Source organism: Chryseobacterium sp. JM1, assembly GCF_000737715.1.
Lineage (GTDB): Bacteria > Bacteroidota > Bacteroidia > Flavobacteriales > Weeksellaceae > Chryseobacterium.
Map to the genome: position 1 here is coordinate 150749 of NZ_JPRN01000006.1, position 23643 is coordinate 174391.

The 23643-nt window shown below is 39.6% G+C and carries 19 protein-coding genes and 2 riboswitches; of the genes, 12 read left to right on the plus strand and 7 right to left on the minus strand.

The features are described 5' to 3' along the window. Positions 1-78: 78 nt before the first annotated feature. From IW22_RS12455 to IW22_RS12475, 5 genes are all read right to left on the minus strand, one after another. Positions 79-960, minus strand: coding sequence for a cbb3-type cytochrome c oxidase N-terminal domain-containing protein (locus IW22_RS12455; RefSeq protein WP_034726930.1), 882 nt, complete (start codon positions 958-960; stop codon positions 79-81). Positions 961-970: 10 nt separating this feature from the next. Further along, complete coding sequence (locus IW22_RS12460) at positions 971-1171, minus strand: cbb3-type cytochrome oxidase subunit 3 (RefSeq protein ID WP_034726931.1); 201 nt, start codon at positions 1169-1171, stop codon at positions 971-973. Between the two features lie 16 nt (positions 1172-1187). Continuing rightward, the gene (ccoN, locus tag IW22_RS12465) at positions 1188-3449 is read right to left on the minus strand and encodes a cytochrome-c oxidase, cbb3-type subunit I (protein ID WP_034726932.1); all 2262 of its coding nucleotides are present in this window, start codon (positions 3447-3449) and stop codon (positions 1188-1190) included. Between the two features lie 5 nt (positions 3450-3454). Continuing rightward, positions 3455-3679 (minus strand): cbb3-type cytochrome oxidase assembly protein CcoS, encoded by a 225-nt coding sequence (ccoS, locus tag IW22_RS12470; RefSeq protein ID WP_034726933.1) that lies wholly within the window; start codon positions 3677-3679, stop codon positions 3455-3457. Positions 3680-3788: 109 nt separating this feature from the next. Then, entirely contained in the window at positions 3789-6167 is a 2379-nt protein-coding gene (locus IW22_RS12475; protein ID WP_034726934.1) for a heavy metal translocating P-type ATPase, read from the minus strand. An 88-nt stretch (positions 6168-6255) separates the two neighbouring features. On the opposite strand from IW22_RS12475, the gene IW22_RS12480 reads away from it, so the two are divergent. From IW22_RS12480 to IW22_RS12530, 11 genes are all read left to right on the plus strand, one after another. Beyond that, the gene (locus tag IW22_RS12480) at positions 6256-6969 is read left to right on the plus strand and encodes a Crp/Fnr family transcriptional regulator (RefSeq protein ID WP_034726935.1); all 714 of its coding nucleotides are present in this window, start codon (positions 6256-6258) and stop codon (positions 6967-6969) included. A gap of 63 nt (positions 6970-7032) precedes the next feature. Continuing rightward, the gene (gene panB / locus IW22_RS12485) at positions 7033-7848 is read left to right on the plus strand and encodes a 3-methyl-2-oxobutanoate hydroxymethyltransferase (RefSeq protein WP_034726936.1); all 816 of its coding nucleotides are present in this window, start codon (positions 7033-7035) and stop codon (positions 7846-7848) included. Positions 7849-7851: 3 nt separating this feature from the next. Further along, a complete protein-coding gene (locus IW22_RS12490; protein WP_034726937.1) occupies positions 7852-8172 on the plus strand; it encodes a hypothetical protein in 321 nt (106 codons plus the stop codon). 6 nt (positions 8173-8178) lie between these two features. Beyond that, a complete protein-coding gene (locus tag IW22_RS12495; protein ID WP_410492851.1) occupies positions 8179-8856 on the plus strand; it encodes an RluA family pseudouridine synthase in 678 nt (225 codons plus the stop codon). A 103-nt stretch (positions 8857-8959) separates the two neighbouring features. Further along, positions 8960-9057: riboswitch (TPP riboswitch) on the plus strand. Positions 9058-9115: 58 nt separating this feature from the next. Beyond that, positions 9116-9322, plus strand: a complete 207-nt coding sequence (thiS, locus tag IW22_RS12500) for a sulfur carrier protein ThiS (protein WP_034726939.1) — start codon at positions 9116-9118, stop codon at positions 9320-9322. A 25-nt stretch (positions 9323-9347) separates the two neighbouring features. After that, on the plus strand, positions 9348-11159 hold the full coding sequence (gene thiC / locus IW22_RS12505; RefSeq protein ID WP_034726940.1) for a phosphomethylpyrimidine synthase ThiC: 1812 nt from the start codon (positions 9348-9350) through the stop codon (positions 11157-11159). Continuing rightward, positions 11156-11752 (plus strand): thiamine phosphate synthase, encoded by a 597-nt coding sequence (locus IW22_RS12510; RefSeq protein WP_034726941.1) that lies wholly within the window; start codon positions 11156-11158, stop codon positions 11750-11752. Before thiC ends, IW22_RS12510 begins: the two co-directional genes overlap by 4 nt. Before the next feature lie 6 nt (positions 11753-11758). After that, on the plus strand, positions 11759-12373 hold the full coding sequence (locus IW22_RS12515) for a thiamine phosphate synthase (RefSeq protein WP_034726942.1): 615 nt from the start codon (positions 11759-11761) through the stop codon (positions 12371-12373). Next, the gene (locus IW22_RS12520) at positions 12370-13146 is read left to right on the plus strand and encodes a thiazole synthase (protein WP_034726943.1); all 777 of its coding nucleotides are present in this window, start codon (positions 12370-12372) and stop codon (positions 13144-13146) included. The genes IW22_RS12515 and IW22_RS12520 overlap by 4 nt, the downstream gene beginning before the upstream one ends. Before the next feature lie 15 nt (positions 13147-13161). Next, on the plus strand, positions 13162-14295 hold the full coding sequence (gene thiH / locus IW22_RS12525; RefSeq protein ID WP_034726944.1) for a 2-iminoacetate synthase ThiH: 1134 nt from the start codon (positions 13162-13164) through the stop codon (positions 14293-14295). A 125-nt stretch (positions 14296-14420) separates the two neighbouring features. Then, the gene (locus IW22_RS12530) at positions 14421-15131 is read left to right on the plus strand and encodes a HesA/MoeB/ThiF family protein (RefSeq protein WP_034726945.1); all 711 of its coding nucleotides are present in this window, start codon (positions 14421-14423) and stop codon (positions 15129-15131) included. Between the two features lie 65 nt (positions 15132-15196). Here the strand turns inward: IW22_RS12530 and IW22_RS12535 are convergent, their stop codons facing one another. After that, a complete protein-coding gene (locus IW22_RS12535) occupies positions 15197-17410 on the minus strand; it encodes an outer membrane beta-barrel protein (protein ID WP_034726946.1) in 2214 nt (737 codons plus the stop codon). A 122-nt stretch (positions 17411-17532) separates the two neighbouring features. Further along, positions 17533-17631: riboswitch (SAM-I-IV-variant riboswitch) on the plus strand. 539 nt (positions 17632-18170) lie between these two features. On the opposite strand from IW22_RS12535, the gene IW22_RS12540 reads away from it, so the two are divergent. Continuing rightward, the gene (locus tag IW22_RS12540) at positions 18171-20915 is read left to right on the plus strand and encodes a TonB-dependent receptor plug domain-containing protein (protein WP_034726947.1); all 2745 of its coding nucleotides are present in this window, start codon (positions 18171-18173) and stop codon (positions 20913-20915) included. A gap of 499 nt (positions 20916-21414) precedes the next feature. Here the strand turns inward: IW22_RS12540 and IW22_RS12545 are convergent, their stop codons facing one another. Continuing rightward, the gene (locus IW22_RS12545; RefSeq protein ID WP_034726948.1) at positions 21415-23535 is read right to left on the minus strand and encodes an outer membrane beta-barrel family protein; all 2121 of its coding nucleotides are present in this window, start codon (positions 23533-23535) and stop codon (positions 21415-21417) included. Positions 23536-23643 lie beyond the last annotated feature (108 nt).

The following is a 23643-nucleotide window of genomic DNA, read 5'->3' on the forward strand; positions in this document are numbered from 1 at the left end:
AAAGAAAAAACATAATTCGTTACTATTTTTAGTTAATAACAAATTATGTTTTTTTCATATGTTTCTAATTTTTTAAAATTATTCTTTTTCCCAATGCGCTTCAGTTCCCTGAGGAGCTGCTCCTCCCTGAGCCTGTGTCACTGGTGGTTGTTCCTGATTGATGTGATATACATACGCTGCAATCTTCTCAATTTCTGCTCCGGAAACCTCTCCGTTTTTACCGAAGGCTCTCATCGCAGGGTTAGTAGGGGAACCATTCCAGTCCATGTGGAAAACTGTTTTAAATAAAGTCTTCTCAGGCTGGTTGATCCAATAGTTATCCGTAAGGTTTGGACCAATACCACCACTACCGTCTTCTTTGTGACAAGATGCACAGTTGGTTTTGAACAGTTCTTTTCCGTCTGCGATATTATCAGCAGAGTATTTTGCTGTTTCTATCGTTACAGGAGGCTGAGATTTTTCGTATTCTGCAATACTGGCCATCTGCTCTTTATATTCCTGCTCATATTCGCTCAATGGGTGTGCGAAATCTGTGAAAGAATACGCTGCGATATATACAATACAAAAAGCAGTCCCAAAATAGAATAATCCTACCCACCATTTCGGAAGCTGATTATCCAATTCCATAATCCCGTCGAAACCGTGGTCGATAAGGATATCCTTTTCTTCCGTTTCAGATTGCTTCTTGAATGCAGCATCGTACATTCTTCTCAGGAAAGGCACTTTCTTTTCTGCCAAATAAGCTGCCTTTTCTTCCGGAGATAATTTTTTGAATTTATTGTTTTCAATCAAATCCCCGATAGAGCTGTGGATGTATGCCAAAATAGCACTGATCACCACAGTTCCCCAGAAATAAGGTGAAGCTAGGAACGAGTAGCTTTGTACAAACAAATAATAAAAAACTATTAGAAGTCCGGTTATTATTAAGATGTTTACAACAACAGGTGTTCTTTGTTTCATAATAAATAGTTTAATTTTTTAAATTAAAATCGTCATCCTCATCATCCCCAAGCGGTGCTTGCTCTTCTTCTCTGTAATATTTTTTAGGCCTGCTAAAAACATAGATTACCAGAGCTACGAAGAATAGCATAAAGAAAATCAGAGCCAGCGTCTGGTATAGACCAGCGTTTTCTGTATTGGATAATATATCTTTAAAGTTCTGAGGAATCATGTGAACCTTTTAATGTTTAGTTAGTACTTGCTGTTTTAATTTCTGTTGTCTTGATATCTGTACCTAATCTCTGAAGGTAAGAGATTAGAGCTACAATCTCTTTTTTCTCCAGTTCTCCCTGAGGTCTCTTAGCATAGGCCACTTTAAGGTCGTTTGCTTCAGAGAAGATATCTTTTACAATCTTCGTTGCCTGGTTGTCTGCCCATGCGTTGGCAGAATCTATCTGAGCTTTTGTATAAGGAACGTCAAATGCATTCTTCATAAGCTTCATTTTGTCTACCATTTTAGATCTGTCTAAGTTGGTAGCAATTAACCAAGGGTAACGAGGCATGATAGAACCGGCAGATGTAGATCTTGGGTTATACATGTGTTTGTAGTGCCAAGAACTTGGGTTTTTCCCTCCTTCTCTATGTAAATCCGGTCCTGTTCTTTTAGAACCCCATAAGAATGGTCTGTCATAAACGAATTCTCCCGCTTTGGAATACTGTCCGTTCTTACCGTTGAATCTCGTAATCTCATCCCTGAACGGTCTGATCATCTGAGAGTGACAAGCATTACATCCTTCACGGATATAAAGATCTCTACCTTCTAATTCAAGCGGTGAATATGGTTTTACAGCTGAAATCGTAGGTACACTTTTCTTTAAAGATAGTGTAGGGATGATTTCAATTGAACTACCTATTGAAATGGTGATGAAAGATAGAATACCTAATAATACAGGCATTCTTTCAAGCCATAAGTGAGTTCCTTCACCTTCTTTACGTTTGTTTCCGATGTTAGCCAGCGCAGGTGCTTCAGCAGGAACTTCTTTCTGGAATGAACCTTGTCTTACCGTAGCAACTACGTTCACAATCATTAAGATCATTCCTGAAATATAGAATAAACCTCCTACGAATCTCATTTTGAAATATGGAATGATAGCAGTTACTGTATCCAACCAGTTTTTCCATAATAGAGTTCCGTCCGGGTTGAACTGCTTCCACATTAACCCCTGTGTAAATCCTGAAATATACATAGGTACTGCATAGAAAATAATTCCTAATGTCCCTAACCAGAAATGCCAGTTAGCTAATTTTACAGACCACATTTTTGTTCTCCACATAATCGGTACCAGGTAATAGATAACCCCGAACGCCATGAAACCATTCCATCCAAGAGCTCCTAAGTGTACGTGACCGATAACCCAGTCTGTAAAGTGACCAATTTTGTTAATGTTTTTAGTGGCTAAAAGCGGACCTTCAAATGTTGCCATACCGTAGCATGTAACAGCCACTACGAAGAACTTTAGGATAGGGTTTTCCCTTACTTTATCCCATGCTCCTCTCAGTGTAAGAAGTCCATTTAGCATTCCTCCCCAAGACGGTGCGATAAGCATGATAGAGAAACCAGTTCCCACAGCCTGCGCCCATGCAGGAAGAGCTGTATACTGAAGGTGGTGAGGACCAGCCCAGATATATACGAAAATTAATGACCAGAAGTGAATAATAGACAGTTTATAAGAGAAAACCGGTCTGTCTGCTGCCTTCGGAAGGAAGTAATACATTAGACCAAGAACCGGAGTCGTTAGTACGAATGCAACCGCATTGTGACCGTACCACCACTGTACAATAGCATCTTTTACCCCTGCATATGCTGAATAAGATTTCCAGCCTGTGAAAGATAATGGAACCTCAAGGTTGTTGAAGATGTGAAGCATTGCTACTGCAATCCAGGTACCGATATAGAACCAGATGGCTACATAAAGGTGTCTTACTCTTCTTTTTGCAATCGTCAGGAACATGTTGATCCCGAAGATGATCCATGAGAACGCAATCAATATGTCGATCGGCCACTCGTGTTCAGCGTATTCTTTTGAGGTGTTGATCCCCATAAAGAAGGTAACGAACGTAGCAACGATCATAAACTGCCAAGTCCAGAAATGTAACCAGGATAATGTATCACTGTACATTCTTGTTTTTAATAATCTCTGTAACGAGTAATAAATACCGGTATAAACGATATTACATACAAATGCAAAGATCACGGTATTGGTATGAAGCATTCTAATTCTACCAAAACCAAATGCACCATGAGTGTTTATTAACCCTTGAATATTGCCTGATGCAAGACTCTTGATGGTTGTATCATCAGTACCGAATACAAATTCCGGTAATTCAGGGTAGAAAAGCATTAATGCCGCCGTAAGCCCGAACGTAAATCCTATAAGACCGAAAACTAAGGTCGCATAAAGGAACGCACGGACAATACTGTTGTCATAACTAAACTTTTGTGTTTCCATATCAACTATTCACTTTTTTCTTCAATTTTATTATTCTCTCCTATTTTTTTCTCGTCTTTATCTTTGTTGCCCTCGTCCTTTTCCTTGATTTCTCCACTATCAAAAAGGATTCTGACAGCCGGAGATTCGTCATCTTCAAACTGTCCTTTTCGGGCATACACTATAAATACGACCAAGAAAATCGCAGCCAAAGAAACACTGCAGAGGATCATTAAATATAGAATATCCATTGGACAACAAAATTAACCTATTTTCGGGGTTCAAATTTAGTGAAAAATAATGACATTCATCACGAAATGCCGATTTCAGCTAATTTAAAATCAGTCTAAATAAGGGCTTCTACGCCTGCTTTTTGAAATGTTTTCTGCCCAAAATCCAGGTCGAAAGAGTAGTGAATGTGACCACCGTGATCGAACTGATTGGCATGATGATTGCTGCGAAGAGCGGATGCATATGGCCTGTAACTGCGTAACTTAAACCGACAATATTGTACAAGAAACTGATTATGAATGTCATTTTTACAATAGTGATCGAGCCTTTGCAGACACTCAGGTATTTGTCCAGAGTCACTACTTTATCCCCATTCATGATGACATCAGACGATGGTGTGAAGCTGTTCGTGTCATCCGCAATAGCAATTCCTACGTTACTCTGCTTAAGAGCTCCTGCGTCATTCAGTCCGTCTCCCAGCATCGCTACTTTCATCTGCTGGTCCTGAAGGTTTTTGATGTAGTTCAGTTTGTCTTCAGGGCTTTGGTTGAAAGCCATTCCTTTGTAGTTCGGGATCAGTTCTTTAAGTTGATTTTCCTCAGAAGAATTATCACCGCTCAGGATGAATATTTTGTAGGTGCTTAACTTCGTAAACAGCTCTTTTAATTTCGGACGGTATTCGTTTTTGAAAATGAATTTACCTACAAATTCACCGTTTTTGCTCATGTAAACCGCTGTCTCCAGATTCTTAGGTTCCTGGTTGTTGTAACGGGCAGAACCAATCTTGTAAAGGCTTCCCCTTACGCTGGCTTCATATCCTTTTCCTGAAATTTCCTGGAATTTTTCAACAGGATAATAGTCGTCATTCACCTCAATGAATTCGTATAATGACTTGGAAAGCGGGTGATTGGAATTCTTTAATAACGTTTTGATATTCAGTTGGTCAAAATCATTGATTTCAATACCTTCATATCTGATGTTTGATTTTTTTCTGTGGGTAATGGTTCCAGTTTTGTCAAAAACAATGGTATCCAGTTTGGCGATTTTTTCAATCGTCAGGGTATCTTTTACGTAAAATTTATTACGTCCCAAAATTCTCATTATGTGCCCGAAAGTAAACGGTGCAGACAATGCCAGTGCACATGGACATGCAATAATCAGAATGGCTGAAATTACCTGGAACATAACATTCAGGTCAATAAACGCCCAGTAAGTTCCCGAAACGACTGCAATGCCTAAAATAATGAATGTGAAATATTTGCTGACGTTGTTGGTCAGTGTGTCAAGGCCTGTTTCATGTTTCTTGAACGCTTCTTTATTCCAAAGCTGTGTCAAATAACTCTGGTCAACATCTTTGATTACCTCAAGCTCAAGTGAAGATCCTATCTGTTTTCCACCGGCAAAGATTTTATCACCAGGCTGCTTGCTGATGCTTTCGCTTTCTCCGGTAATGAAACTGTTGTCTATATTTCCTTCCCCGTTGATTAGAATGGCATCCACCGGAATGATTTCCTGGTTTCTAACCAGAATTCTGTCGCCCACTTTGATTTCAGAAAGAAGAATGTTGTCCTGTTTACCTTCGAAATCTACTTTGGTAACGGCGATAGGGTAGAATGATTTATAATCTCTGTCGTAAGATAATGCGCTGTACGTTCTTTTCTGGAAGATTTTCCCCATTAGCATAAAGAACAGCAATCCGCACAGGGTGTCAAAGTATCCGGGACCGTAATCGGTAACCACTTCATAAATGCTTCGTCCGAAAAGAACAAATATCCCCAGTACGATCGGAACATCAATATTCACGATCTTATTTTTTAACCCGTACCATGCCGATTTATAATAATCCGAAGCGGAATAAAATACGACCGGACATGCCAGTAAGAACATCAGTGTTCTGAAAAGACCTTTATAATGCTCCATCCAGAAATCTTCACCTCCTACATATTCCGGGAAAGCCAGGAACATTCCGTTTCCGAATGCAAAACCTGCAATCGCAAATTTTATAAGAAGAGATTTGTCAAGATGATCTACATTTTTATCGGCAGTTTCAAGGCTGATAACAGGCTTGTAACCAAGATTAGTTAAGAAATTGGCTAGTTCGCTTAATTTGAGGTCGTTATGGTTGAATGAAATCTGTAAGGTCTTTCTGGTGAAATTCACCTGAGAGTAATTGATATGTTCATGCAGAGTATGAAGGCTTTCGAGTAGCCAGATGCATGAAGAACAGTGTATTACAGGTATTTTAAAAGTGACGAGACTGGTCTTTCCTTCTGAGAAATCGGTGACCTTTTCGAAGATCTCCGGTGTATCAAGATATTCGAACTGCGAAGAGCTCTCATCGCTGGGACGGATTCCGGCTCTTTTATTAAGCTCGTAGAAATTAGTTAAATTATTGATATTCAGAATTTCATACACAGACTTACATCCGTTGCAACAGAAAGTCTTTTCATCAAACAAAATTCTCTCTTTTTCTATACCTTGACCACAATGAAAACAGTTCTCGCTCACCACATAATATATTGAACGACAAAATTATAACAATTTTTTTTGTTTATCGTGTTAAAAAGTTCTATTTTTGTGATAAATGTCATATAAAATGTCGCAGGAACAACAGATTGCAATTGAAGAGAGGTTCGCCAGAGTTTTTAATGATAAATCATTTAAGGAAAGACTTTCTAGCGCTGATTTTGAAAAATATATTAACGGCAAGAAAAGATTGAGTTTTCAGAAGCACGATACCATTTTCGAGGACGGAGAAACACCAAAAGGAGTGTTCGTTTTAGAAAAAGGGGCAGCTAAGCTGTCAAAATCGGGAGCGTTTGGAAAAGACCAGATCCTAAGATTTATCAAAGAGGGCGACATCATCGGCTATCGTTCATTGCTTTGCGGGGAAAATTTCCAGGCAAAGGCAGAGGCTATGACAGACATTGAATGCATTTTCCTTCCCGCAGATATCTTTATGTACCTTCTGGAAGTAGATCCGCAGCTTTCTTTTGCAATGCTTCAGAAGATCTCTTACGAATTAGGAGAATCATCCAACACCATCACGTTCCTTGCTCAGAAAACAGTAAGAGAAAGACTGGCAGAAATTCTGATCCTTCTGGAACAGAAACTGGGGGTAGATCCTGAAGGGTTTATCAAGATCTCACTTACGAGAGAAGAAATTGCCAACATCATTGGTACTGCTACTGAAAGTGCCATCCGTTTGATCTCTGAATTCAAACAGGACAGTCTCATAGAAGTAGACGGAAGAAATATCAAAATTCTCAACCACGACAAACTGATGAAACTAGGTCACGTAGTTTTATAACCATCATACAAAAACTTAAGTCGGCGAAAGCCGACTTTTTAACTTTTAAAAAATAGATAAATTATGTCTGTTCACTCTGAAATTAAAAAAGTTACGACTGAAACCTTGCGAAAAATGAAATTCGACAAGGAAAAAATAACAATGCTTACCGCCTACGATTTTACCACAGCTAAGATGGTAGACGCAGGAGGAGTTGATGCAGTTTTGATCGGAGATTCTGCAGCCAATGTAATGGCAGGATTTGAAACAACCCTTCCTATCACATTGGATCAGATGATCTATCATGCTCAAAGTGTAGTAAGAGGAACTGACAGAGCTCTTGTGGTAGCGGATCTTCCTTTCGGAACCTATCAGAGTAATCCTGAGAAAGCATTGGAGTCTGCAGTAAGAATGATGAAAGAAGGAGGTGCTCATGCCGTAAAAATTGAAGGAGGAAAAGAGATCTCAAAATCTATCAAAAAAATCATCAATGCAGGAATTCCTGTCATGGGACATTTAGGATTGACCCCACAGTCGATTTATAAATTCGGAACCTATAAGGTAAGAGCAAAAGATGAAGCAGAAGCGGAGAAATTAATTGCTGATGCACAACTTTTAGAAGAACTGGGATGTTTCGCCATTGTTTTGGAGAAAATCCCTGCTGATTTGGCTAAAAAAGTAACTGAAGCCATTTCAATTCCTACCATCGGAATCGGAGCAGGTTCTGATTGCGACGGACAGGTTCTTGTATACCACGATATGGTTGGAATGAACAAAGGTTTCAGTCCGAAGTTTTTAAGAAGATACCTTGACCTGTACACAGAAATCACCAGAGCCGTAGCTCAGTACGTGAAAGACGTGAAAAGTGTAGAGTTTCCTAACGAAAATGAAAGCTATTAATTGATGAGAGACCAACAACAAAGATCTATCCAGGGAATTTTATCAATTGCAGCACTGGTCTGTATGGCCATTGGCTGGTTTAATCTGTTTTCACCTGAAGTTAATCATCTGCTTTCAGGAAAAGTATTTTATATATTGATAGGAGCAAGTTTCTTTATTCAGGCTCCTACCTTGACTAATAAAAATTTCATGTACGGTATGTATGCGGCGGCTGGGGCTTGCGTATTGGGAGCTTTTCTGCCGTCAGATTCACAACTTTCGGTACTTAAAACCATCGGTCTTCTGGGAGGTGTTATACTTTCGATATCCAGCAGACGTCAATAGTGGATTATGGAAGAGCAGATTGCATATGAGGACAACCATCTTCTGGTGGTGAACAAAAAAGTAGGACAGCTTGTTCAGGGCGATAAAACCGGCGATGAATCTTTGCTGGAGTCCATCAAACATTTTATAAAAAAAAGAGATGACAAGCCGGGAAATGTTTTTCTCGGTTTGGTTCATCGTATAGACCGCCCGACTTCGGGTCTGGTTATTTATGCTAAAACTTCCAAAGCACTTACCCGTCTTACCCAGATGGTGAAAAACAGGGAAGTAAAGAAAACCTACTGGGCTGTCGTAGGAAAAGAAATGATTCCTCAGAGCCAGAGATTGGTTCACTACTTAAAGAAAAATGAAAAGAATAATAAGGCGAGCGTTTTTCCAAAGATAACCGAAGGTGCAAAAGAAGCTATCCTGACTTATCATGTGATTAAAACATTAGATAATTATATGCTTCTGGAAATCGATCTGGAAACCGGAAGGCATCACCAGATCCGTGCTCAGCTCTCTAAAACAGGAATTCCTATTAAAGGAGACTTAAAATACGGAGCACCCCGCTCGAATCCGGATGGTGGAATCAATCTTCATGCGAGAAAGCTGGAGTTTATTCATCCCGTCACCAAGGAAAAAGTAGAAATTATTGCTCCTGTACCGCAGAATGATGCGATATGGAGAGCCTGTGAAGAATAAATGATCAGACTAACATCAATATAAGACCATTTCAATTTTGAGATGGTCTTTTTTGTTTCAAAAAAACAAAATTTTGCACGTTCTGAAAAAATACCTACCTTCGTTGCAACTTTAGGGGTGTCTGTAGACATACAGACTGAGACTTTACCCTTTGAACCTGATCTGGATGATACCAGCGTAGGGAAAAGTAAATGACTTTTGCTGTACATTCTGCTGTACAATAATGGCCATTCCTAAAGTATATATAAAATAATTAGGAATGGAACTTACAATCAACCACACAACGAAAACATTTGAAGTACTTCCCGATACTCTGGAAGCGCTTATGGCTATGGAAATACCCGGAAAGAAAAAAGGGATCGCTGTAGCTGTCAATAACCGTATTATTCCACTGTCCGCCTGGGCAGAAACCCTCCTTAAAGACAAAGATTCAGTGTTAATCATTACTGCCACTCAGGGCGGATAATTCTCATTTAATAAAACAAAAATTTATGGCTCATTCAATCACATGTTCGCCATTTCCGAACGCCAAGAAAATTTATGTTGAAGGAAAAATACATCCTATCAGCGTGGCAATGCGTGAAATTCATCTCAGTCCTACCAGGCTTACGAACGGCAGTCTGGAAGAAAATCCCCCGGTTACCATTTATGATACCTCGGGACCTTATACGGACGAAAATGCATCCATCGATATTATGAAAGGACTTCCAAGAATCCGTGAACAGTGGATTCTGGACAGAAAGGATGTAGATATCCTGAACGGGATCACCTCAGAATATGGAAAAGCACGTTTAGCAGACACGTGTCTCGATGAATTGCGTTTTGCGTACGACCACAAACCAAAAGTAGCCAAAGATGGAATGGAGCTTACGCAGCTTTACTACGCAAAACAGGGAATCATCACTCCTGAAATGGAATATGTAGCGATCAGGGAAAACCAGCGAATTGAACAGCTGGATAGTGTTTCCAAAGAAATGGCATTTCAGCATCCGGGAAACAGTTTTGGAGCAAATACACCAAAAAGCAAAATTACTCCCGAATTTGTAAGAGACGAAATTGCAGCCGGAAGAGCAATCATCCCGAATAATATCAACCATCCGGAAAGTGAACCGATGATCATCGGGCGTAATTTCCTGGTTAAAATTAATGCCAATATAGGAAACAGTGCCGTTTCATCCAGTATAGATGAGGAAGTAGAAAAGGCTGTTTGGGCCTGTCGTTGGGGAGCAGATACCATTATGGATCTTTCCACGGGAAAAAACATCCACGAAACAAGAGAATGGATTATTAGAAACAGTCCGGTTCCTATCGGGACGGTTCCCATTTATCAGGCGCTGGAAAAAGTAAAAGGAGTTCCTGAAGATCTGACTTGGGAAGTTTTTAAAGACACTTTGATCGAGCAGGCAGAACAGGGAGTTTCTTATTTTACGATTCATGCCGGCGTTTTATTGAGATATATTCATCTGACCGCAAAAAGAGTAACGGGAATTGTGTCCAGAGGTGGCTCTATTATGGCCAAATGGTGTCTTTACCATCATAAAGAAAACTTTTTGTATACCCATTTCGAAGAGATCTGCGAGATCATGAAGAAATATGATGTGGCTTTCTCACTGGGAGATGGTCTGCGTCCGGGGTCTATCGCAGATGCGAATGATGCAGCCCAGTTTGCAGAACTGGAAACTTTAGGTGAACTGACCAAAATCGCATGGAAGCATAACGTGCAGGTGATGATTGAAGGGCCAGGTCACGTTCCGATGCATATGATCAAAGAAAATATGGAGAAGCAACTGGAAGTTTGTCAGGAAGCTCCGTTCTATACTTTAGGTCCATTGACAACGGATATTGCTCCGGGATATGATCACATCACTTCTGGAATCGGGGCTGCCATGATCGGTTGGTTTGGTTGTGCGATGCTGTGCTATGTAACGCCGAAAGAACATTTAGGCCTTCCCAACAAAGAAGATGTGAAGGTGGGAGTGATTACTTACAAGCTTGCGGCCCATGCTGCAGATCTGGCAAAAGGTCATCCGGGTGCTCAGTACAGAGACAATGCATTAAGTAAAGCCCGGTTTGAATTCAGATGGGAAGATCAGTTCAATCTTTCATTAGATCCGGATACGGCAAGAGCTTATCATGACGAAACATTACCGGCAGAAGGCGCTAAAATTGCCCACTTCTGTTCTATGTGTGGTCCAAAATTCTGTTCTATGAAAATTACTCAGGAGATTCGGGATTCCGCAGAAAAAGGAATGTTGGACAAGTCTCAGGAATTTATTGAAAAAGGAAAAGAAATCTATATATGATCCTTGTCATCACTCCTGAAGTTTCTTTTCAAAATGAGGCTGAAATAATCAATCAGCTGTTTCAGGAAGGATTGGATCTGCTGCATATCAGGAAACCTATGTTCATCCGGGAAGAAATGAAAAGCTTCCTGGATCATATTGATGAGAAATTTTATGCTCAATTGGTATTGCATGGATTTTATGATATGGGAAAAGAATATCCTATCACCAGGTTTCATTTCAGGGAAGCAGACCGTTTGGCCGGAGGTTTTAAATCTTATGCAAACGAATATATTATTTCAACCTCGGTGCATGATATTGAGACTTTTAATGCTCTGGGAAAAGAATGGGAATATGCATTTGCAAGTCCGGTTTTTCCAAGTATTTCGAAAAAGGGATATGGTGAGCAATCTGCTGTGATGGAAGACCTGAAACACAGGACAAATCATGATGTCAAACTGATTGCTTTGGGAGGAATTAATGAAAATAATATCAGTAAGGTCTTTGAAAACGGAGCAGACGGAGCAGCGATTTTAGGAGGAATATGGGAAAGTGGAGAACCTGTACATTCATTCAAAAAGTGCAGAGAGAAAATCATAGATCATTCAGTTTAATTAATCATGGAAAAATTACAATACATATCACAGGGACAGACAAGGCAGGAGCAGGAACTCAATATCCGTACTGCGCTGGACAATGGTATAAAATGGGTTCAGGTTCGCTGGAAAAATGCTTCAGAGAAAGAATTAACCGAACTCTGCACCATATCAAAACAGCTCTGCTCAGAATATCAGGCGGTCTGTATCATCAATGATCATGTTCAGATCGCAAAAGAAATTGATGCAAATGGTGTTCATTTAGGCTTAAATGATGTATCAATCGAGACGGCAAGAACTGTTTTAGGAGCTCATAAGATCATCGGAGGGACGGCCAACACAGTATCGGATGTGATTCAAAGAATAGAAGAGCAGTGTGATTATATCGGTCTCGGACCCTTGAGATTTACTGCTACAAAAGAAAAGCTCAGCCCAATTTTGGGGTTTGAAGGTTATCAGCATATGATCAACAGTTTAAAAGAAAAATCAATCACTATTCCGAGGATCTTTGCGATTGGAGGAGTTACGTTTGAAGATATAGAACTTTTGCAGCAGATCGGAATCTATGGAGTGGCGGTGTCGGGACAGATCACCAACCAGCCGGCTGCCATCAATGAATTTAAAAAAGCAATGATATGAATAATCAAAAATTAATAATAGCAGACAGAATATTCGAGTCAAGACTGTTCCTCGGAACCGGAAAGTTCGGAAACCTCGATGAAATGGCAACTTCCGTTATCGCGTCAGGAACAGATATGGTCACTATGGCCCTGAAAAGAATAGATTCCGGTGCGGCAGAAGACGGCCTGCTGGATTCATTAAAAGAAACCCATGTTCACCTTCTTCCCAACACTTCGGGAGCCAGAACCGCGAAAGAAGCTGTACTGGCAGCCCAGCTTGCAAGAGAAGCCCTGGAAACCAACTGGGTAAAACTGGAAATCCATCCTGATCCGAAATACCTTCTTCCGGATCCTATTGAAACCCTATATGCCACTGAAGAACTGGCCAAGCTTGGATTTATCGTGATGCCTTACATTCATGCGGATCCTGTTCTGTGTAAACGTCTGGAAGATGCCGGAACCGCTGTGGTAATGCCTTTGGGTGCTCCAATCGGGACTAATAAAGGATTGAGAACATTAGATTTCCTGGAGATCATCATCAGTCAGAGCAATGTTCCTGTGGTGGTAGATGCCGGAATCGGGGCGCCTTCAGACGCAGCAAAAGCAATGGAAATGGGAGCTGATGCAGTTCTTGTGAATACGGCTATTGCCGTGGCAAGAAATCCTGTCAATATGGCTTTAGCCTTTAAGGAAGGCGTTATTGCCGGGAGAAGAGCTTTTGAATCGGGGCTGGGAGCTATAGCAGATCACGCTGAAGCTTCAAGTCCTTTAACCTCGTTTTTATTTGAATAATACAGCGGATACATAATGAACAGCTTTAAAGATGTTTTTGAACGCTATCAGTGGGATGAGGTAAAAGCCAGACTCGGAAAAGTAACCCATTCGGATGTACTGAACAGCCTTCAGAAGAAAAACAAAACATTGGATGATTTTCTCAACCTGCTTTCTCCTGTCGCCGCACAGGAACTGGAACTGATGGCCAAAATGACCCGTCAGCTTACCCAGAAACGCTTTGGGAAAACCATTCAGCTGTATGCACCGATGTACCTCAGCAATGAATGTCAGAATATCTGTACGTATTGCGGTTTTAGTCTGGATAATGATGTCAGGAGGAAAACTCTTTCTGATACGGAAGTGATGATAGAAGCTTCTGTTCTGAAATCTATGGGTGTTAATCACGTTTTGTTAGTCAGTGGAGAAGCCAATAAAACAGTTGGGATTTCCTACTTTTTGAATGCAGTTCGTCTGATGAGACCTCATTTTGCCAATATCTCGATTGAGGTGCAGCCTTTATCAGAGAATGAATATCTGCAGTTGCATCAGGAAGGCGTTTATTCGGTGTTGGTGTATCAGGAAACCTATCATCAGGAAGTGTATAAAGAATACCATCCCAAAGGGAAAAAATCCAATTTTCATTTCCGCTTAGACACTCCTGACAGAATAGGAAGAGCCGGAATCCATAAAATAGGGCTTGGTGTTCTGCTTGGACTTGAGGACTGGCGTGTAGACAGTTTCTTTAATGCCCTTCACATTGATTATCTGCAAAAACAATACTGGAAGAGCCGTTTTTCAGTTTCCTTTCCAAGACTCAGACCGGCAGAAGGAATCATTGAACCCAATTTTATCATGGAAGATAAAGACCTGCTGCAACTGATATGTGCGTACAGAATATGGAATGAAGATCTTGAAATCTCCATATCTACCAGAGAAAATGAGAAATTCAGAAATAATATCATCTCACTAGGAGCAACAGCCATGAGCGCCGCTTCTAAAACAAATCCCGGAGGTTATGCTGTAGATGTGGAATCTCTGGAACAGTTTGAAACCAGCGATGAAAGAAGCATGGAAGAAGTGAAAGCCAGCATCAGAAAAGCAGGCTATGATCCGGTGATGAAAGACTGGGATCCTGCATACAGTGGATTTAAAAAATTAAACCATTAAGAAGATTGAAGTCATTAAGTTTAATTAAGAAAAAATCAAATAGATTTTAAATCTTAAAGCAGAGCTTATCTTAATAATTCTTAATCTCTTAAAAAAACTTAATGGTTCAAAGTATATAATTTAGAATGAAAAGCGAAGATATTTTTGCGAGATACAGCCGGCAGATATTCATAGAAGAAATCGGGCTGGAGGGACAGAAGAAAATAAGGTTGTCCAAAGTCCTTGTCATTGGAGCAGGAGGCTTGGGAAGTCCCGTTATTCAGTATCTGGCCGCGGCCGGAGTCGGAACTTTAGGGGTTGCAGATTTTGATTGTGTGGAACTTCACAACCTGAACCGCCAGATCATTCACAATGAAAATAAAGTTGGGGTTTCAAAGGTCAAAAGTGCGGAAGCCTTTGTCAGTAAACTGAATCATCAGGTACAATTTACAGGAATCAATAAGAAAATTGACAGTTCAAATGCAGAAGAAATCATTTCTCAGTACGATATTATTGTAGACGGGTCCGATAATTTTACTGCCAGATATCTGATCAATGATACCTGTGTAAAACTGGAGAAACCTTTGGTCTACGGAAGTATTCTGGGTTTTACAGGACAGACTGCTTTGTTCAACTACAAAGGGAGTAAAAATCTCAGAGATCTCTTTCCGGAGCCACCTTTTGATGAAGATATCCCGGATTGTGACAGTCTCGGAGTTTTGGGAGCGTTGCCGGGGATTATTGGAAGTATGATGGCTATGCAGGTTTTAAAGATCATCACAGAACTTCCCGTACATCCGGATCAGCTTACCCTTGTTGATACTTTGCACTGGAGATTCCAGACTATAGATTTTTAAATTATATTGTTTTTAAATAAATGAGGCAGTAAAGAAATTTTACTGCCTCATTTTATTTGGATAAGTTACTGGGGAGCCTGCATGACACCCGAATCTTCTTTTTTAGTACTGTTTAAAATACTGGCATCTTCTTTTGCCAGTTTATTTTTTGTCGGAATTTTGTAGTTAATAGACAGTCCGAAATTTCTTGTATCATATTTACTTCTCAATATTACGGCATCGCCTGCTGGAGGGTTAGAACGTACCTGCATCACTTGTCCGTTGAAGATATCATTAGCGAAAACAGAAAGAGTCAGTTTGTTGTTCAGGAATTTCTTCGTTAAAGTGATATCGACATTGTTGTTGAATGGCTTTTCTGCTGTAAAATAGAAATAACCGGCTTTAGGAGTTAGATAACTGTAATTGGCCGTCATTTTTATGCCTTTGGGAAGGATTAACTGAGCCATTACATTAAAAATCCAGAAACCTTTATTGTTGAGGTTGTCAATTTCATGCTTCTGATAGCCTGCATACAGATACATAAAGTTAATTTTGTCCGGATTGAAATCAAACTTCATAATTTCACTGATCGGTTTGCTGAAGATCATAAACGGAACCGGAAGTCCAACATTGAAGTTGTGAATTCTCATATTGGAAATATTCACCTGTTGATTGTAAAGATTTTTACCATCCTTCATAATGATCTGTGCTACCTGATCCTTCGCAGAACTTACACTGTATCCGATGAAAGCATAATCAAAAGCAGAGATTTTTAACTCGTAATTGTCAAAAATGGTCGGCTGAAGATTGGGGTTACCGTTTATTTGCGTGTTAGGACCCGAAAACGTTACGTTATTTGGATTCAGGGCAGAGATGCTTGGTAAGCTGATCTTTTTGTTATAGTTTGCGGCAATATATACCTGATTCATCAGATTATACTGTACACTTGCATTAGGGAAAATTTTGAACTTATTGAACGTTCTCAGATCTTTCTGTACTACAAGACCGGCACTGTCCTTTCTGGCTATTCCGGAAATATCATAATTTTCAGCACGTGCCCCTAAGGTGAAATCAAACTTTTTCAGTTTAGCCTGAAGCTCAAGATAGGTAGAAGCAGTCTGTCTTTGATATTCAAGGTTTTTAAGTCCTTTGCTTTCTGTTTCAAAATCCTGTCTTTCGTACAATCCGCCGGCACTTACTTTTCCGCCGTCCAGAAGTTTAATGGGCTGTGAATAATCTATCTTGAAATTGGCCACCCTCATATCCGATTTATTATTAAGGATATCATTGGCACCAGGATTATTGAACGTTTGACCATCATCTGTGAAATTGCCTCTTTGGAAGAAATTATCCTGGGCAAACTTACTGTCAGACTTTGTATAGCCAAACTGGAAATCCAGTTTTTGAGACTTATCGCTAAAACGTTTTTGATAGGTAGCAACAGCTTCCTGTCTTAGATTATTGGTTCTGGCAGCATCAAAAGCGTTAAAATCCGCTTCTCTGTATTTATCTTTTTCTTTATCAAAAATTTCTGCAAGACCATTACTCGCAGTATAATTGTCATTATTATTGTGATAGATATCGTAGTTTAGCAATAACCTGTCGTTTCCAAGGTCAAAAGTCATTCCTGATTTGGCAAAATATCCGCGGCCGATTCGGTCTGTATTACTGTTCAACAATACATCCTGCATGGTGTTCAGCATGCTTTCACGGTAATTCTGGCCTACATTCAGCTGCCATCCGAACAGTTTATTTCTGGCATTCAGGTTCAGGGAATGGGTGGTTCTGCTTCTGAATTTATCGTAATTCGTAAAAGAGTAGTTTCCGGAATACGTTGCCGTTAAATATTTATTGGCATTCTTATTCGTAATGATATTCATGATGGCACCTCCCGAAGTGGCCGGATATTCAGCACCCGGTTGCGTGATCACTTCAATTCTGTCTACCGAGTTGGCCGGCATTCCTTCAAGGAAAGAATTTAATTCATTGGACGTGATATTTAAAGGTCTTCCGTTCAGGTATACATCCAGGATTTTCCCCTGATACATCATTCCAGCAATATCGGTAGACACCAATCCAGGAAGTTTTTTAATTCCTTCCAGAACGTTACCGTTATTCAGCTGTGGCTGCTCAGAAAAATCAAAAATAGTACGGTCTGCTTTCTGTTCAACGGCTTTTTTAGTTTTGGTGATTACTACACCTTCAATTTGCTTCTCCTTCTCCGTACCGCTGTTGGGTTTCTCCTGTGAATAGGCGAAAAAAGATCCCAACAGAGATAAAGTTAATATAGTTTTTTTCATAATGTTTTTTTTCTACTCTCCAGTTAGACGTAAAAAAGATTCATTTGTTACGGCAAAATTTGCGAAAAGTTAAATTTTTAAGCAATTATTTTTTTATTTCCGAAATAATTATATCTTTGCCAGGTAATTATCAAGAATCTCATAGATGGGATAGCAACCTGCAAAAACAAGCAAGGTGCTAAAATAGATAAGCCGGTATGCCCGGAAAAAATGTTTATTCTCTATTTTCTCCCCATCTTGACATTTTTGTTTTAAAATTAAAATCAATGTTTAAAGACAAGGGAAACCACAAGACCAATTTAAATTTTCGTTTCTCAGATCATGAAGTGCCGCTTCGTTATTCTGACCTCTTTTCATGCCATTTCCACATGCGTATGTGTTGTTGTTTCTAGACTTTGGATCAACTTCAAAACCTGTGTAAGAGATAAGCTTTTTTTGACACAAAGAAATTAATTATTGTATTGATAAAGGGAAGCAAAGGCGGAATCAATTTCATTGATTCGATTAAGCGAATGTTGTAAACTGATAGCTTCATCAGTGACGCAGTCACAATTCTTTGCCTTCCTCAAAACTAAACGTTAACAAGATGAAGCTTTGCGTTAAAAATCATTTTCTCTTCCCAAGTTTTGCATATGATCCCAGACTTCTCTAAAAAATAATTTAAATATTTAGGCTTTATAAAGCGACCTGAAATACGGGTTGCAGGAAAACTATGGGCTGAAATCAAATCAACAATCAGTAATAAAAAAATAGAAAACACATGCGCAATTTCGAGAAAAAAACAATCATAGCTTCGGCAGCATTTATATCAGCATTTTACTTTGGACAGTCGGATTCTACCTCATCCAAAAAGATCGATGACGTAGTGATCCTGGGATCAAGAGGATCAGGAAGATCTCTTACAGATACTCCGGTACCTGTAGATATCATCAATATCTCAAAGATCCTAAGACAAAGTCCTGTTAACAGTATCAGTCAGGCCCTCAACTATGTGGTGCCTTCATTCTCATCCACTTCACATACGGTAAACGACGGAACCGATTTTGTAGATCCGGCCCTTCTCAGAGGACTTGGCCCGGATCAGGTTCTGGTCCTGCTTAACGGAAAAAGGAGATACCAGTCTTCTCTTATCAATGTTACGCTAACTCCCGGAAGAGGTTCAGTGGGAACAGATCTTAATGCAATTCCAGCATTTGCACTGGAAAAAATTGAAGTTTTAAGGGATGGAGCTTCTGCTCAATATGGTTCTGATGCTATTGCAGGAGTTGTGAATTTAGGACTTAAAAAAAGATTAGGACTATCAGGACAGGTTTTCCTGGGAGGATACGCTTCATCCGTTGCCAAAAATTTTTCCGGAGGGATAGATGGACAGACCATTTCTGCAGATCTGAACTATGGAGCAAAAATTGGGGAGAAAGGCTTTATTAATGTAACAGGTTCTGTACAATACCGCGATCCGTATTCAAGGGCGGGTGTACGTCAGGGGGATATTTTTAATGCCTATAATGCGATTAATTACAGGGCATTGCAGAGCGGAGTCAATATCGACGGACTGTATAAAAATATTACCAATACGTCCAACAGCCAGCAAATTATCAATACGGTTAAGCAGTATGCATCGCAGGTTGATTATTTTTCACAGGATTTTAAAAATCAAATATCGGAAGCCAACAGTATTACCGCATTGCAGGGCTTATTAGGAAAAGATTTTACAGATCAGGAACTTAACTACAGAGGTCTGGAAAGAAAAGATTACAGTCTGAGAGCGGGACAGTCAAAACTTCAGTCGGGACAGCTTTTTTTCAACTCTGAAATTCCTGTGAATGAAGACTGGAAAGTATATTCTTTTGGAGGTTACAGCTACCGTTTGGGAAATGCCGGAGGATTTTTCCGTCTGCCGAATACAGAAAGAAACATCAATGCCGTTACGCCCAATGGATATTTACCTCAAATTGAAGCTAATGTGAATGATTATTCCTTAGCCGGAGGTATCAAAGGAAAATGGAACGGCTGGAATGTAGATTTGAGTAATACTTTCGGAAAGAATGCTTTTAACTTTGGGGTGGTCAATACATTTAATGCCTCTCTGGGTGACAATTCACCAAGAACTTTTAAAGCAGGAGGATCTGAGTTTTCACAAAATACCCTGAATCTGGATTTCTCAAAAAAATATGATGTGCTTCATGGCTTAAATGTAGCTTTCGGAGGAGAATACCGCTATGAAAACTATAAAGTGAATGCAGGAAATGAAAACTCCTACGTCTCCTATGATATTTTTGGCCGTGTAGTGACTGCTGCTACCCCTGACAATGAAAAGGTAACCGACTTCTTTGGAGCTACAAGACCCGCAGGTTCTCAGGTATTTCCAGGTTTCAGCCCGGATAATGCCGTTTCAGGAAGCCGGAACAGTTTAGCAGCCTATGCCGACGTTGAGATTGAACCAACGGATTGGTGGTTATTGGAAGGAGCGGTACGTTTTGAAAATTATTCAGATTTCGGTTCTACCTTTAATTATAAATTGGCTACCAATGTCAAACTGGCTAAAAATTTCAATTGGAGAGGAGCGGTTTCCACAGGATTCAGAGCGCCTTCTTTAGCACAGATCTACTACAGTTCTACCTCTACACTAATCCAACAGGGACAAACTACGCAGGTGGGAACTTTCAGAAACAATTCCGAAGCAGCTCAGGCCTTAGGAATCCCAAAACTGAAACAGGAAACTTCACAGTCTTACAGTACAGGAATTACCTGGAAGATTCCTTCTTTAAGTTTAGTATTTACAGCGGATGCTTATCTGATAAAGATTAAGGATAGAGTGGTTCTTACGGATCTGTTTTTCCGTCCGTCCGGAAGCTTTACCCCGGGATCAGATCAGGCGGTTCTTCAGGGAGCCTTTGATCTTGCGAGAGCCAGTGCCGCGAATTTCTTTGCCAATGCAGTAGATTCCCAAACCAAAGGACTGGATATTACGGTTTCCCAGAACACGAGAATTTCGGAGGGAATAGCTTTGGAAAACAATTTAGGACTTAACCTGAATCAGACCAGAAGAGTGGGAGAGATTCATGCTTCACCGAAACTGGTGAGCCAAATCAATAATTATTTTTCTGAGCCCAATAGAGTCTATTTTGAAGAAGCTGTTCCCCGCATCAAAGCGACGTTGGCCAATACCCTGAAATTCTCAGCGCTTACGGTTGCTCTCAGAAACTCCTACTTTGGAAAAGTGACGGATGCGGATGTCCTGGATGCCAATTTCGACGGCGTTACCGAAAGCAGAGAACATTTCATTTTAAATGACCGCTTTGTGACAGACCTTTCCGTAGGCTATGATTTCAATAAAAACATTTCAGCAACGGTGGGAAGTAATAATATATTTAATGTAATGCCTTCCAAAAGTCCAAATATCAATTCATTGACGGCGGATAACCAGTTTGTGTATTCCAGACAGGTTTCGCAATACGGGATAGGTGGACGTTTTGTTTTCGCGAGAGTAGAATTTAAATTTTAAAAACAGATAAAGATAAAAGCAAAAAACAGGGAACCATTCTCTGTTTTTTTTGTTTAAGTGAATAGCAAAAATGATCAATAGCAAAACTTGGGAATGGATAGAGATCACATTATTTTAAAATTTCACGCAGATTAATCAGATGATGCAGATTTTTACTTTTGCTCGTTCATCAGGGAGAGAAAAAATTCAAACCATTAAGATTCTGTTAAGCTTTTAAGGATATTAAGTTTTTAGCTTTGCTTTAAGACCTACAACTTTAAAAAATCATTTGATTTTTTCTTAACTGACCTTACCTCCTTCATTGATCTTAATGTTTAGAAAAACATGAAATAAGAATCTGTTCCATCTGACAGATCTATCATTATAAAGACTCTTTTGTAGTTTTAGAAAATCAAAATGTATATTTTAGACAACGAAACCTTATAGGTTTTTAAAACCTATAAGGTTTGATTGCATTTATCTTACTCCTAAAGTTTTGAAATTGAGGCAACAAAAACAATTACTGTGCTCTTTCTTTTTCCTCAAAATTGATATTCTTCTTACTGAGTTTCTTCTTGTTGCTTCCAAAAGTATAATTAACACTTAAACGGAAGCTTCTACCGTCCCAATAGTTATTCATGTACTGGGTATTATCGGAGAAATACAATTCTCCACGGTATCTCTGAGCAAAAATATTGGTTACCGTCGCATTGATCTGAAGTTTCTTTTCCATGAGTGAAACTTTTAATCCTGAAGTCAGTTCCGGAAAAGCCTGGAAATAAGAGTTCACATTTTTGTAAGCCAAACTGTGGCTGTAGTTCAGAAAGAATACAAGCGTCTTATTTTTGTTTAAAGTAAATGTATTGTTGATGGAATAGCTGAAAGAACTTCCTTTCTGGGTTTCCGCATCCACATTGAATACCGACGAATTCTGAAGCGATGCATTCATCGAGATGCTGCTTTCCCAGAACTTGAAGAAAGTATCCGTATAAGAGGCATTAAGACCCCAGAAATTATTGTTATAATAGTTAAGGTAGGTTGAAATCTGTGAAATATCGTCAATGGCAGAAATTTGACCGAATGCATTTTTCATTCTCAAATAATAAACACTGGTTGAGAATTTATTATTGAAGGTATATCCCAATTCCCAGTTATTGATGTAAGCCGGTGTCAGTAAAGGATTTCCTGATGAATAAGAATAGGGATTGGAGTACCAGCGAAACGGGTTAAGATTACCCATACTCGGGCGGTTGATTCTTCTGGAATAGGAAAAGCTGAATACATTTTTATCTTCTTTGTACGAAACATAAGCAGATGGGAACCATTGTCCGTAATTGTATTTGTTTTCTGAATTGGAAGATGGAGTATAGCTTTCTGCATTGGTATGTTCATAGCGAAGGCCCGCTTTGGTTTCCCAGTGTTCCCCGAATGTTTTTGCATAACTGAAATATGCGGCATAATTTTCTTCCTGATAGGTGAACAGATTAGCTCTTGAAAGATCCGGTACATATTGTCCGCCATTCAGATTAAAATACTGAATGTCCGAACTGTTTTTAAACTGATTAAACTTCACCCCTGTTTCAATGGTTCCGAAAGAGAAAGGAAGCTCCAGATCTGCCTGAGCAGAAAAGATCTGTGGCGAGATCAAAGACGTTGTCTTTACATCCTGAGCGGAATGATCTGAAAGGGTAAGCGTAGAAAAATTCACTTCCGTATCCGAATTGTTCTTATAAAAATTTCCTGCAATGCTTAGTTTCTTACCCAATGAATCCAGCTTCAGGTCGTAATAAGCGCTTAAGGTATGGGTTGGAAGTTTTTCGCGGTGAAAGGTGTTGGTTAAAAGGTTTTCCTCATTAAGACCGGCATCAATATTTTTTGTGGTATTGACGATGTCCATTCCGGATTTTTGATGCGCGTAGATATATTCCATTCCGATCTCAGCATTTTTGCTGATTTTATAAGAGAGATTGAGGGTTGGCGTTAGTTCCTTCCACATATCTTTCCGGATGGAGTTGCTGTAGTTTTGGGAAGCTCCGATAATATTGTAATTTTCGTCGGTACGCTTGGCTGAATCATAATACGTCAGTTTTAGGCTGCTGCTGAATTTTTCCGTCTGATAATTAAGCGAACCATTGGAACTGAAACCTGAATAACTTCTCTGGATGAGGTTCGAATTGATATTTCCGCTGAACCCTAAATTCGGGTTCTTTTTCAGGATAATATTAATGAGTCCGCTGTTTCCCTGAGCTTCGTATTTTGAAGGAGGCGTGGTGATCACTTCTATTTTTGAGATATTTTCTGAACGGATGGATTTCAGATAATTCAAAAGAGCATTTCCTGAAAGGTTCAGCATTCTTCCGTTGATCATTACATTCACGCTGCTTTTTCCGGTGATCGAGATAGAGCCCATGTTTTCATCTACTTTCAGCATAGGAACATTGGCAAGGGTTTCTGTTGCGTCCATTCCCTGGGAAGTTATTGATGCTTCTACATTAAAGATAAGGCGGTCTGCTTTTCTTTCCAGAAGTTTTTTCTTGACTAACAGATTGATCTGTTCCACATGCTTAATGCTGTCTTTTTGAACCTGTGCAGATAGCGCTGCTGATAAAAGGGTGCTGATAAGAATATATTTCAGTTTCATAGTTTAAAATCTTGGTCCAAAGGTATTTTCAAACTTCTTTTTATGAAATGGCGTTTAGATTTCAGCACAGATTAATCCGTTCAAAATATTTTCATCGGAAAAAAAACG

Bases quoted from the DNA above. Each gene is read 5' to 3' on its own strand.
- thiC (WP_034726940.1), top strand. From the start codon at position 9,348: ATGGCTCATTCAATCACATGTTCGCCATTTCCGAACGCCAAGAAAATT.
- IW22_RS12545 (WP_034726948.1), bottom strand. From the start codon at position 23,535: ATGAAACTGAAATATATTCTTATCAGCACCCTTTTATCAGCAGCGCTA.
- IW22_RS12530 (WP_034726945.1), top strand. From the start codon at position 14,421: ATGAAAAGCGAAGATATTTTTGCGAGATACAGCCGGCAGATATTCATA.
- IW22_RS12540 (WP_034726947.1), top strand. From the start codon at position 18,171: ATGCGCAATTTCGAGAAAAAAACAATCATAGCTTCGGCAGCATTTATA.
- ccoN (WP_034726932.1), bottom strand. From the start codon at position 3,449: ATGGAAACACAAAAGTTTAGTTATGACAACAGTATTGTCCGTGCGTTC.
- IW22_RS12520 (WP_034726943.1), top strand. From the start codon at position 12,370: ATGAATAATCAAAAATTAATAATAGCAGACAGAATATTCGAGTCAAGA.
- thiH (WP_034726944.1), top strand. From the start codon at position 13,162: ATGAACAGCTTTAAAGATGTTTTTGAACGCTATCAGTGGGATGAGGTA.
- IW22_RS12455 (WP_034726930.1), bottom strand. From the start codon at position 960: ATGAAACAAAGAACACCTGTTGTTGTAAACATCTTAATAATAACCGGA.
- IW22_RS12495 (WP_410492851.1), top strand. From the start codon at position 8,179: ATGGAAGAGCAGATTGCATATGAGGACAACCATCTTCTGGTGGTGAAC.
- IW22_RS12490 (WP_034726937.1), top strand. From the start codon at position 7,852: ATGAGAGACCAACAACAAAGATCTATCCAGGGAATTTTATCAATTGCA.
- thiS (WP_034726939.1), top strand. From the start codon at position 9,116: ATGGAACTTACAATCAACCACACAACGAAAACATTTGAAGTACTTCCC.
- IW22_RS12460 (WP_034726931.1), bottom strand. From the start codon at position 1,171: ATGATTCCTCAGAACTTTAAAGATATATTATCCAATACAGAAAACGCT.
- IW22_RS12510 (WP_034726941.1), top strand. From the start codon at position 11,156: ATGATCCTTGTCATCACTCCTGAAGTTTCTTTTCAAAATGAGGCTGAA.
- IW22_RS12515 (WP_034726942.1), top strand. From the start codon at position 11,759: ATGGAAAAATTACAATACATATCACAGGGACAGACAAGGCAGGAGCAG.
- panB (WP_034726936.1), top strand. From the start codon at position 7,033: ATGTCTGTTCACTCTGAAATTAAAAAAGTTACGACTGAAACCTTGCGA.
- IW22_RS12480 (WP_034726935.1), top strand. From the start codon at position 6,256: ATGTCGCAGGAACAACAGATTGCAATTGAAGAGAGGTTCGCCAGAGTT.
- IW22_RS12535 (WP_034726946.1), bottom strand. From the start codon at position 17,410: ATGAAAAAAACTATATTAACTTTATCTCTGTTGGGATCTTTTTTCGCC.
- ccoS (WP_034726933.1), bottom strand. From the start codon at position 3,679: ATGGATATTCTATATTTAATGATCCTCTGCAGTGTTTCTTTGGCTGCG.